This is a genomic window from Wolbachia pipientis, from assembly GCF_023661085.1.
Classification (GTDB): Bacteria; Pseudomonadota; Alphaproteobacteria; order Rickettsiales; family Anaplasmataceae; genus Wolbachia.
This window is the reverse complement of sequence record NZ_JAHDJT010000039.1, coordinates 1-10,418: the sequence shown is the minus strand read 5'-3', so window position 1 is coordinate 10,418 and position 10,418 is coordinate 1. Positions and strand designations below refer to the sequence as shown.

The 10,418-nt window shown below is 36.0% G+C and carries 8 protein-coding genes, 1 tRNA gene and 3 pseudogenes; 4 read left to right on the top strand and 8 right to left on the bottom strand.

The features are described 5' to 3' along the window. Positions 1 to 210: 210 nt before the first annotated feature. From DM84_RS02500 to DM84_RS02485, 4 genes and pseudogenes are all read right to left on the bottom strand, one after another. Complete coding sequence (locus DM84_RS02500) at positions 211 to 801, bottom strand: CvpA family protein (protein ID WP_250778175.1); 591 nt, start codon at positions 799 to 801, stop codon at positions 211 to 213. A gap of 56 nt (positions 802 to 857) precedes the next feature. Then, a complete protein-coding gene (locus tag DM84_RS02495; RefSeq protein ID WP_250778174.1) occupies positions 858 to 1,454 on the bottom strand; it encodes a riboflavin synthase in 597 nt (198 codons plus the stop codon). A 51-nt stretch (positions 1,455 to 1,505) separates the two neighbouring features. Next, positions 1,506 to 2,626 (bottom strand): annotated as a pseudogene (locus tag DM84_RS06195) (hypothetical protein); the annotation flags it as partial. A 164-nt stretch (positions 2,627 to 2,790) separates the two neighbouring features. After that, entirely contained in the window at positions 2,791 to 3,336 is a 546-nt protein-coding gene (locus DM84_RS02485; protein ID WP_250778173.1) for a hypothetical protein, read from the bottom strand. A 371-nt stretch (positions 3,337 to 3,707) separates the two neighbouring features. On the opposite strand from DM84_RS02485, the gene pheS reads away from it, so the two are divergent. Next, positions 3,708 to 4,751, top strand: a complete 1,044-nt coding sequence (gene pheS / locus DM84_RS02480) for a phenylalanine--tRNA ligase subunit alpha (RefSeq protein WP_250778172.1) — start codon at positions 3,708 to 3,710, stop codon at positions 4,749 to 4,751. Then, positions 4,752 to 5,990 (top strand): NTP transferase domain-containing protein, encoded by a 1,239-nt coding sequence (locus DM84_RS06135; RefSeq protein WP_250778171.1) that lies wholly within the window; start codon positions 4,752 to 4,754, stop codon positions 5,988 to 5,990. 361 nt (positions 5,991 to 6,351) lie between these two features. On the opposite strand, the pseudogene DM84_RS02470 reads toward DM84_RS06135, so the two are convergent. Next, positions 6,352 to 6,651: pseudogene (locus DM84_RS02470) on the bottom strand (DDE-type integrase/transposase/recombinase); the annotation flags it as partial. Between the two features lie 89 nt (positions 6,652 to 6,740). On the opposite strand from DM84_RS02470, the gene DM84_RS02465 reads away from it, so the two are divergent. After that, positions 6,741 to 6,813: transfer RNA gene (locus DM84_RS02465), tRNA-Lys, on the top strand. A 341-nt stretch (positions 6,814 to 7,154) separates the two neighbouring features. Here DM84_RS02465 and DM84_RS02460 read toward each other — a convergent pair. From DM84_RS02460 to def, 3 genes and pseudogenes are all read right to left on the bottom strand, one after another. Beyond that, positions 7,155 to 7,287, bottom strand: a pseudogene (locus DM84_RS02460) (IS5-like element ISWpi1 family transposase); the annotation flags it as partial. A 311-nt stretch (positions 7,288 to 7,598) separates the two neighbouring features. Continuing rightward, positions 7,599 to 8,423, bottom strand: a complete 825-nt coding sequence (locus DM84_RS02455) for a uracil-DNA glycosylase (RefSeq protein WP_250778170.1) — start codon at positions 8,421 to 8,423, stop codon at positions 7,599 to 7,601. Beyond that, positions 8,413 to 8,952 carry a peptide deformylase gene (gene def, locus DM84_RS02450; protein ID WP_250778169.1) on the bottom strand — a complete coding sequence of 180 codons (540 nt, stop codon included), beginning with the start codon at positions 8,950 to 8,952 and terminating at the stop codon, positions 8,413 to 8,415. Before def ends, DM84_RS02455 begins: the two co-directional genes overlap by 11 nt. Positions 8,953 to 9,090: 138 nt before the next feature. Here def and ftsA point away from each other — a divergent pair, with 138 nt between their 5' ends. After that, a complete protein-coding gene (gene ftsA / locus DM84_RS02445; protein ID WP_250778168.1) occupies positions 9,091 to 10,329 on the top strand; it encodes a cell division protein FtsA in 1,239 nt (412 codons plus the stop codon). Positions 10,330 to 10,418: the final 89 nt, after the last annotated feature.

The following is a 10,418-nucleotide window of genomic DNA, read 5'->3' as shown; positions in this document are numbered from 1 at the left end:
TAGCTGGTTGCAATTCATGAACTGGATAGGAAGATGTCATTCCAGCGCTTGACGCTGGAATCTAGGAATTTTATCAAGTAGGTAAGTATAAAAGTAGCTGTTTTATGATAAAATACGACGTTTTTGATGATTACGGAAATGCTGGGATGACACCCGCAAATTATCTGCTAATTGCAATGTTCGTACAGTTGTGCCTTATAAGCATGAGTATTACTCTTCTTTTTTGTCACCTTCAGGCTTTTCTTGGTCAACCATTCCTTCGCCAATCTCTTTTATTTTTAGTATCAACGACTCCGGTATATACACATCAACTATATCTTCTACTGTTGAAAATAAAGCCTGGTAAGAGTGCGAATTTATTATCCAATTAGGCAATATGTCTTCAGCTTCTATTTTAGACTGCTCCTCTTTTTTGTCATGTGCCGTGTAGCAATATAAGTGCACGGCAAAGAATAGTACATAAGAAAGCAATATTCCTCTGAGCGCTCCGACAAGGATTCCGGTAACCCTATCGATTAACCCCAATCTTATGGGTGACAATATGTACATCAGCCAGTTGTTTACTATCATAAATATAAGGTTGAGTATAATAAATACAGAAATTGTAGAAAGTATGTTTTGCGTAGCTTTAGAATCAAAGTATTTGCTATAGTTTATAGCGAAGAAATCATAATGATTAGCTGTCAGAAAAACCGACAAAAACAAAAACATTAACGCGCATAATTCTTTTATAAAGCCTCTAGTTACCGAGATTATTACGCATACAATAATAATGAAAATAATTAGACAATCGAAAAGCATACTACATATTATATAGTTTTCAAGATATAATAATTGCAAACAACGAAATTGTAAAATTAATTGTATCTATGCTGCATCAACTGGTCTAAATATCTAGCGATCATGTCGACTTCTAAATTTAGATAATCATCCACTTTGTTATACTGAAAAGTTGTGTTTTGCCATGTGTAGGGAATAATATTAACAATAAATTCTTGGCTGGTAACTGAATTTACTGCGAGAGAAACTCCATCTAGCGTCACAGATCCCTTTTTTGCAACAAATTTAATTAACTCTTGTGAGCACGACAGCTTGATTTCATGAGAATCCAAATTTTGCTTGATCGCAAGAATTTGCACTGTCTTATCTACATGACCCTGGACTAGGTGGCCATCGATTCTATCACTCAGTCTCATTGCTTGTTCTAGGTTTATTTTCTTTCCTACTTTCCAATTATTTAGGTTAGTAACCTTCACGGTTTCTTGAGACACTTGAACTGTGAATACATCGTTAATTATGTCAACAACAGTTAAACACACACCAGAGCAAGCTATTGAATCTCCTGTACCTATGAAAGATAAATTTTGTGCCTTGATATGGAAGATTTGATCGGAGTTAGAGCAAGCCTTGGTGTCAATTATAGTTCCAATATCTGTAATAATTCCCTTAAACATACAGTAAAATAAATAATGTTATCACAAAAAATCTTTTAAAATAGCTATCCATTAAGCGGGGGCAAGAGACTTGTTTTTACCTGCCTGCTCAATAGATTCTACCGAATATTTAGAATATATAAAATAAGCCAAACTCAGAACACATAATGTGGCTAGTATTGGTAAGCCTATGTTCAATACCATCCCAATACTTTCTCTTTTCTCTAGTGGTACTACTCCCTTTAAAATTGACACTTTTCCTAGCGGCAAATGCCACAGGCAGAGCGTTGATATAGAGGATGCTATCAACAATAGACAAAAATAAGTCTCTTTCGAAGAAAACACGATTTTTAACAGCGGTTTGAAAGCAGTATTAGTAGCTGGTGGAGTTGTACTTGTTACTGGTGAAGGGCTTGTGGTTTTATTTGGTAAAGGATTTCCACTTTCGTGAGAAACGTTTTCAGGCTGTGGAGAAGGTTGTATGGGAATACCTGAAACTAATTTGAGTAATTGCTCTTTTTTTCTATACACTTGCCTTTGTAAATATTCTTTACCTAAAAGTGAGTTATTAGAAGGTTGTGGCCTTTTGAGTATCTGTAACACTTCTAATACTTCACCTGGCTCTAATACTTCATGTAGTTGTTTATCTTGGAAATAAACAATATTGAACACCGAGTTGAAAATATTGTGAAATGTTTCTGGATCATGATTTTTGTATCCATTCATCACTTCTACAAATATTTTATCGAGTTTTTCCCCTTGTGCTCAGCTTGATTATCTATCACAGCTACTCTGGCATCATTTTGTGCTTGTCTTACGGCTAATTGTTTTTCCTCTTCTGACAGTGCTTTAGCTTGTTTTTTTGATTTCTTTCTTCTATTAGCCTTGAAATAATCTGTATGCGACTTGGTTTGACCTATATCGGAGAGCTTTGCAGTTTCATCTGTTTCTCCTTCATTTTTTTGTATTACCTCGTTTGGCTCTATCTCTTTGGGTAGTTGGTAAGCTAAAGCCCTCTGTTTTCGTGACAGCTTTGGCGGCTGTTGAAAGAAGAATTGCACTGTACTAAAAAGGTTGAGTAGGCGAAAAGACTTAAACCAAGTAAAATTGTCGTACATTGCAGCAACAACTACTGGTGCACGTGTAACTTGCTTCCTGCTATTCGTTACATTGCAGCCAAACGAGCCCCTCATTGGTACCATACGCGTCAAGTTAAGGAAAAGTGACATAAGGAGGGAAGAAGATGATATAAAAAACTATTTAAATATTAAGTAGTTAAGTTAATAATTTATCTTATTTTAGGTAAGAATTTCCTAAAAAATAAATGAAACAAATAAGACATCCTCTTTAAATGTTGCTATATTTGGCAGCATTTCCTTAACTTGACGCGTATGCTCATTGGTACGATCTGTTTATCTTGTATGTTCTCTTCTTGAACTATATTTCGTTCTTCTCCGCTTTTAGTTTTTTCTGCTTGTGGCGTATCCTGACTTTGTTTCTCACCTTTGGTCTCTTCCGCGCATTTTAGCTTCTTATTTAGGAATAACTTAATCTTGTGCAAATTACCTAAGTCAATGTCCTTGATATTTGCTTGCAGTTTAATTGTGATTCCTTCCAGGAGGATTTGAAGAGGAGCATTACTTATAAATTCTTCTACAGTGTTAAAATTATTAACTTCGCCATGGCTGTTATGTAATTCCTCACTTTCTTTCGATACTTCTATGTTGACTGTGAAATTTTTCTCCTGAAAAAGGCAGGTTTTAAAAAAATCAATTAAAGGTTTTATTTGAAGCGGTCTCATATTAGAGGTGTCTTTACCTGTTGCTTTCAACAGTTTTAGCTTAAACGAGAATTCTTGCACATCGTTTTTAGTACTTTTCGAGCGAATGGTGCTGACCTCCACCGATTCATTAGAAAATGCTTTACTTATGTCCTTATACCAAGTTTCACTGGTAATGGAACAAATGAAAAAGAGCTCTTTTTGTCTATAATTGGGAAGTTAAGCAAGTTTATAGCATATCCCATTTGTCTTCCCAATAACGAATGTTGGTATTAGACCTCTTCTTAAAGAACCTAGGTAAATCCTCTATTTTATACTCCTTCTCAGTTCCAATGTCACCGTTGTGCATATTCTCGTTTATTAATTTCTTAATATAAAATTAAATAAAAAGTATAATTAGTCAACAAATTAATAATCAAAACAGGACAATTTTTCAGATTGTTGATGATATTGAAGATTTTACTATAATAAAAGTTTAAGCTAGCATTTCTGAGATGAATAAAGAGCTATTGAATGAAATACCTTCGCTTGAGGATAAAGCAGTTTCTGAAATTGAGGGTGCTTCTTCTTTGCAAGATTTGGAAAAAGTCAGGCTATCATATTTGGGAAAAAAAGGTGTAATTAAAATTTATTTTGATGACTTAAAAAAGATAGAAGACGCAGAAAAAAAACGTGATTTGGGCGCAGTTATTAACGTTTTACGCAATAAGCTGGACCAGCTTATAACAAACAAGGAAACCATATTAAAAGCCGAAGAAATTAACTTTAAACTACAAAACGAGGCTGTTGATATCACATTGCCCGTTAGGCCAGAAAAAATTGGCAGGATTCATCCGTTGAGTAAGGTTATAAGTGAGGTAAAACTCATTTTTGCACATATGGGTTTCAAAGCAGTCGATGGTCCTGACATTGAAGATGAGTTTCATGTGTTTGATGCGCTAAATACCCCAAATCATCATCCTGCACGGGAGGAGCAAGATACCTTCTACTTAAAGAACAAAATAAACGACAAAAGAATGGTGTTGCGCACTCATACCTCATCTGTGCAGATTAGAACCATGGAAAAGGCAAAAACTTTCCCAATTAAGATAGTGGCTGCCGGTAGGGTATACAGAAATGATTTTGATGCAACTCACACTCCTATGTTTCACCAGGTAGAGGGGTTATACGTCAATGAGAATATCAATATGGGCCAGTTAAAGTTTACCATTCATCATTTCCTCAATAAGTTTTTTGGAGATAAGGGATTAAAGATACGTTTTCGTAATAGTTTCTTCCCTTTTACTGAGCCTTCTGCAGAAGTGAATATAAGTTATGGGGGTAGTAAATGGATAGAAGTACTTGGATGCGGTATGGTGCATCCAAATGTCTTTCAAAATGTTGGAATAGACCATGCTAAATACAATGGCTTTGCGTTTGGCATTGGCATAGAAAGACTTGCAATGCTGAAATATCAAATTGGTGACCTAAGGAACTTTTATGATAACAAGGTCAGTTGGCTCAACCACTATGGTTTTCACTTTTCATCTTTAAGATAAGTGACAAATAAAGCTTACACATTTCTTATACTTGCTGCCGGGCATGGCAAACGAATGAATTCGGGCTTACCTAAAGTCCTGCATAAAATAGGCAATTTCTCTATGCTTGAGCATGTTATTTACAATGCAAAACAGCTAAGCCCTGAAAATATAGCTGTTGTAGTTGATTTGTCTTTAATTGAGCAATTGCAGTGCTTTGAGGATATACAATTGATTACACAAAAGTCAACGCTTGGGACAGGAGATGCAGTTAAAACTGTGATGAGAAGCCTGACAAAATTGCCAGATTCGAGCATAGTTGTTGTACAATATGGAGACACTCCACTCATAAAAAGCAGCACAATAACTAAAATGGTTAGCTCTTTAGAAGGCAAGGCACTAATTTGCCTAGGTTTTAGGGCAAGCAATAAAGAGTACGGTAGGTTAATTATTGAAGATGGTTCCCTAAGAGAAATCGTAGAAGCACAAAATGGTGAAGATAATGATGAGGAATTTCTTGCTAATGCTGGGATAATGGTTGCATATGCAAAGAACTTACGTGAATTGGTGGGGAAAATAGAGTGTAATAAGTTGACACAAGAGTATTATTTAACTGATATAGTCTCCATTGCCGCAAAGAGCAATTTAAATGTTGGTTACGTTATTACTGACGAAGAAGAAGCAATTGGAATAAATAACAGAAATGACCTTGCAAAAGCTGAGTTTTACTTCCAAGAAAGTAAAAGAAGATTTTTTACCAACTCCGGGGTAACGCTTGTAGCTCCAGAGACTGTTTTCTTCTCTCTTGATACACAAATTGGTATGGATTCGATTGTTTACCCATACGTTTTTTTCGGCCCTGGAGTAAAAGTGGGGTCTAATGCTAGAATCGGTCCGTTTGCCAAGTGTGAGAGCACAACAATTGGTGACAGTGCAATCATGGGAAACTTTGCTGAAGCAAAGGCAAGTGATATAGGCATGAATACTAAAATAAAGCACTTAAGTTATATAGGAAATACTAAAGTAGGCCCGGGAAGTAACATAGGTGCAGGCACTGTTGTGTGTAATTACGATGGAAAAAAGAAACACAAAACAAATATTGGAAGCAATTGCTTTATTGGTGCCAACAGTTCGTTGATTGCGCCGCTTAATGTCCACGACGACTCTGTAATTGCAGCAGGTAGTGTTATAGTGGAAGATGTACCAAAGGAAAGCCTTGCAATTGCAAGAGAAAGGCAAGTGATTAAGAAAATAAAGTAGTCCTTTATTGCTGAAAAGTTTAGAAGTGGAATATTCATAAGATGTATGGTTCCAGAGATATCAACTATGTTTTTAAAAATTTTTTTGTTTGTGTAATTTTGCAACACTTTGCCCGAGTATATAGGCAACAAAAATCCGTTTGTCATGAAAATAGGATTTTATATCAAACAACTATTACAGCAATTTCTGCTTGAATTAATGAATATGTGAATAAGTACTTTTAATCTGTATGGGCGCACAGTTATACTAACCAGAATCCTGGATTAAAGTCTAGGTAAATTATTGAAAATCGCGGTTTTAATCAAGTCTAATCGAATTTAAAAATAGCAATTTACTGTTGCTCAACTTACCCATTCGTCTAAGGATGGCTAACTCTTGTTAGACGGTGTTCAATGTTATTTTCTTCACAAACCCTATCAAATATGTGTTGAAAAGCGTTCTTATGGCGCTTTTGGTTGGTAAATTGTATGCTGTTATCTGTCAAAATAGCGTGGATTTTGTACGGTAAAATTCTTACGTAAAAACTTAGCAGCTATGGATTTTGCAGCACTTTTATGCAGCTCAACAATTTGGATGTTCCATCTATTGCAACAAACAAATACAGCTTTCCTTCTTCTGTTCTGACTTCTGCGATATCAATATGGGAATAGCCTATAGGATGTATAATTTATTTAACTACATATGAAAATTTTAGTTTGATTAAAACGGATAAAAGCTATATTACTGTTTAATATAACTGAAAAATGAAATGATCCCGTAGCTCAGCCGGTAGAGCAACTGACTTTTAATCAGTGGGTCGCGCGTTCGATTCGCGCCGGGATCACTATACGAACTTCTCTCTATAGTAATTTACCACAACACAAAACCCGCCACACTAGCCTGTTTCGGACACCTACACGTACGTCTTTTTTGTCTGATTATTTGCCTAAAAATTCCTGTTTTCTTTCCATAATCCGTTAATTTTTCGCTATTTTTCTCAAAAAGGTGGGTACTTTTTTGCTTTTTTGAGAAAAGTAAACAAGTCAATAAATGAATTTTTTGTGGCACTAAAGATGACCTGTTTTCTTTAGAACATAAGTTAATCTAATTAAATCCAATATTAAATATGAAAAAAATGAATTTTCGTCATCCTGCTGCTTAGAGGCTGTCCGGAAACTGGTAAATTCAAGCATATTCCCTCTTTAACACAACCCTAGTTGTAGCTAGGTATATGAAATTCTCAGTGGATGTTGTGAGTCTTCTTCGATAGCCTCCTATTCTTATTAACCCAAGCGAAAGTCCTTTCTACAACCCATCTTGTATGATACTCTGAAGTGTTTTTCTATTCTCGTCCATTCCCTTTCGCTTAGGTCTATTGGATACTTTTTTCTCATCTTTACCACGTACTAAAATTTTAGATATTATAGCCTTTTACTAGTTTCCGGACAATCTCTTAGAGCATCTTGTTTACCTAATTTTACCACTCCGTTGAACGGGCACAAATTACAAACAAAAAATTTTTAAAGGCAAATAGTTGATCTCATCCGCTAACACGTAGCGGAACGACGAATTGTTGGTAGACATACTGTAATTACAGTATGTCTATTGTTTCACCACTTTATTGTGCAGTTACTGGAGATAGTCTCTAATCTTCTTCAAATCTTCCCAAGCTAAACGTTTTTGTGCCGGCTGGCGAAGTAGGTAAGCTGGGTGAAATATAGCAGCTGTGGTAATTGAATGAGACAAATATTGGTTAGTATACGTATGAAACCTGCCACGCAGGGTTGATATAGTTTTTGTGTTATCAAGTAGGCTATAACATGCGATTCCCCCGACCAGAATTAAAATCTGCGGTGAAACTAGTGCAATATGTTTTTCGACGAATGGCCTGCACATATCAAGTTCTAGGTCAGTTGGTTTTCTGTTACCAGGTGGACGCCAAAATACGGTATTGCTTATGTAAACTTTGGTGCGATCAAGATTAATTGCACCGAGCATTTTATCAAGCAACATCCCGCTTGCACCGCAAAATGGTATGCCTTGCAGGTCTTCATTTCCTCCTGGAGCTTCACCAACGAGCATAATCTTCGCATTTGGATTACCATCGGAAAAAACAGTATTGGTTGCAGTTTTTTTTATTTCACAACCTTCAAATGATACAACTGCACTTCTTAGCTCATCCACACTACTGCATTTACTTGCAAGTTTCCTTGCTTCAATTATCCAGTCACTTGGAAACATAGTTTGTTGTTCTTTTCCACCTTTAGTGTCATTCCAGCGCGTGACGCTGGAATCTGCATCTTTCCCAGTGTTGGCTACTTGGGTAACAGGAGGCTGCACAGCTTTGCTATCCTCCTTATTTTCCACTTTTTTTTCTTCCTCACCTTCTGTTAGCGTGCAATCAACACCCACTTCATGGTAAAATTTTAATAATTCTAAATCCTCATCGCTCATAGTGCCTCTTGATCTTTTGTGCTTTTTTTATGGCCATATCATACTTCAATTTAGACAAATGTCTAATATATAATATACCATTTAAGTGATCTAGCTCATGCTGAATACATCTTGCAAGCCAACCACTGGCTTTTAGCATCCGTTCCTCATTATTTAAGTCTCTATATTTTGCAGTTAAATACTTTGGACGCTTAATTTCGTGACTTTGTTCTGGAACTGAAAGACATCCTTCCTTGAGAATTGTTTGTTCATCAGATAATTCCGTAATTTCAGGATTAATCATGCAAAATTTGCCATTCGATTCATATCCTGCTGGCCCGCCTTCAACGTCCTCTAGCTGAACATCCATAACAAAAATTCTTTTTAGTACCTCAACTTGCACTGCAGCAAGGCCAAGACCATCTGCATCGTACATAGTTTCGAACATGTCGTTTACTAATTCTTTAATTTCATCGTTTATAGCTGTTACTTCACTGGCACGTGTAGTTAACCTTTCATCAGGGGCAATTACAATTGGTAATTTAGACATAAAATTATAATTCTATGTTTTATTTTTTCTTTTGTCCAGTGTTTGGGGTATATTAAAATGTTGCTGTATTTTTATAATAGAATATAAACTATTAAAGAAAGCTACAATTTGAATGGAATTGTGTCATAAGGTCAACTGATGTACTCTGCAGTAATAGTAAAGCCAAAAAGAAGCGTTTTTGCTGTTTTAGACATAGGTACAACAAAGATTATCTGTCTAATCGTCAAAGTCAGTGGCAATTTCAGTTATAAAATAACAGGAACAGGTTATAAGATTGCAGAAGGTATAAATGGTGGATCAATAATCGACGTAAAGCATGCAAATTACTCTATTTCATCAACTATAGATCTGGCTGAGCAAGTGTCGGAGGAGACTATAGATCAGATATATATTAATATTGCCGGGTGTGGAATTTCATCTTTCAACGTGCACAATGAAATTATTGCAGCTAATCATGAAATCTCTGACCGGGACATAAAACGTGTAGTCTTCCAAACGTTTGAGAAATATATTGAGGAAAATGTTATCATTCATAATACACCGCTAAAATATCACTTAGATGACATGACCGACATAAAGGAAGTTAGTGGATTGTATGGAAAAAGATTGTCTGCTGACGTTAATGTTGTTACTGCTTCTCGTCCGGCGCTTACCAATATTGAAAACTGCGTAACCAATAACAGTGGGCTAAGTATGGCCGGCTGTATTGCCTCTTCATATTCTGCAGGTCTTGCTTGCCTAAGTGAAGATGAGAAAGAACTCGGAACTGCCATTGTTGACATAGGAGGTGGGTGCACTGCAATTGGAATTTTTAAAAGAGGGAAACTTATATATGCAGACAGCATTCCAATTGGTGGCATTCATATCACTCGAGATATTGCTTATGGACTATGTACAAGCATAGAACATGCAGAGCGCATAAAAATACTATATGGTAATACTATCGTGACTTCAATAGATGAAAACGAGTATATCACAGTGCAAAATAATGAAAGTGATGAACCAACCCAAGTGCTCAAGTCTGAACTTGTTGACATTATAAGACCGAGAATCGAAGAAATACTTGAACTAGTAAAAGAGCAATTTCGGGAGCAAAAAGACACGATTAATAAAGTAGTCATCACAGGCGGAACCAGTCAGCTCACAAGCATGAAAGAGATTGCAAGCTATATATTCAATAAGCAAGTCCGTATTGGGTGTCCTAAGTCGTGTAGTGGTCTTGATGGCGAATACGATAAAAATCCTGTATTTTCTGCTGCCATAGGTTCTATAAAACTAATAGTTGATACTTTTTATAAAAATAGTCCCGGAATGCTCGGACAGGATGGTAAAATAAGTAAATTGTATCACTGGGTTAAATCGAAAGTTACAGTCTAGATTCCTGTTTTCTCTTAATCATACAAGCATCATACACACAGCTGTACGAACCATACGCGTCAAGTTAAGAGATTGTGAGCAAATTTAGA